Raw genomic sequence first — 1,018 nt, 5'->3', positions numbered from 1 at the left:
TTCGTCTGCAATTCAAGCCCGGGTAAGGTTCCTCGCGTATCATCGAATTAAACCACATGTTCCTCCGCTTGTGCGGGCCCCCGTCAATTCCTTTGAGTTTCACCGTTGCCGGCGTACTCCCCAGGTGGGATGCTTAATGCTTTCGCTTGGTCACCAGGCTGAAACAGCCTGACAACGGGCATCCATCGTTTACCGTGCGGACTACCAGGGTATCTAATCCTGTTCGATACCCGCACTTTCGAGCTTCAGCGTCAGTTGTGCTCCCGCAAGCTGCCTTCGCAATCGGAGTTCTTCGTCATATCTAAGCATTTCACCGCTACACGACGAATTCCGCCTGCGTTGTGCACACTCAAGTGGACCAGTTCGCGCTGCAGTGCAGACGTTGAGCACCTGCATTTCACAACACGCTTAATCCACGGCCTACGCTCCCTTTAAACCCAATAAATCCGGATAACGCCCGGACCTTCCGTATTACCGCGGCTGCTGGCACGGAATTAGCCGGTCCTTATTCATGCGGTACCTGCAATGAAGGACACGTCCCTCACTTTATCCCCGCATAAAAGCAGTTTACAACCCATAGGGCCGTCATCCTGCACGCTACTTGGCTGGTTCAGGCTCTCGCCCATTGACCAATATTCCTCACTGCTGCCTCCCGTAGGAGTTTGGACCGTGTCTCAGTTCCAATGTGGGGGACCTTCCTCTCAGAACCCCTACTGATCGTCGCCTTGGTGGGCCGTTACCCCGCCAACAAGCTAATCAGACGCATCCCCATCCCTGACCGATGAAATCTTTAATCGTCGTTGGATGCCCGCAGACGATGCCATGAGGTATTAGGCCGACTTTCGACGGGTTATCCCTCAGTCAGAGGCAGGTTGGATACGCGTTACTCACCCGTGCGCCGGTCGACGCCCGGGGAAGCAAGCTTCCCCGTCGTTTCCCCTCGACTTGCATGTGTTAAGCCTGTAGCCAGCGTTCATCCTGAGCCAGGATCAAACTCTCCATTGTAAAATAAGCTTGA

Annotated in this window: 1 rRNA gene; it reads right to left on the bottom strand. The window is 54.4% G+C overall.

Annotated elements, in window-relative coordinates:
• Positions 1 to 1,005, bottom strand: a 16S ribosomal RNA gene (locus tag HMPREF2983_RS02235); the annotation flags it as partial.
• Between the last annotated feature and the right edge of the window lie 13 nt (positions 1,006 to 1,018).

Origin of the sequence: Prevotella sp. HMSC077E09, assembly GCF_001814685.1 — a bacterium.
Lineage (GTDB): Bacteria > Bacteroidota > Bacteroidia > Bacteroidales > Bacteroidaceae > Prevotella > Prevotella oris.
Note: the sequence above shows the minus strand (reverse complement) of the source record. Positions and strands in the feature narration are given on the sequence as shown.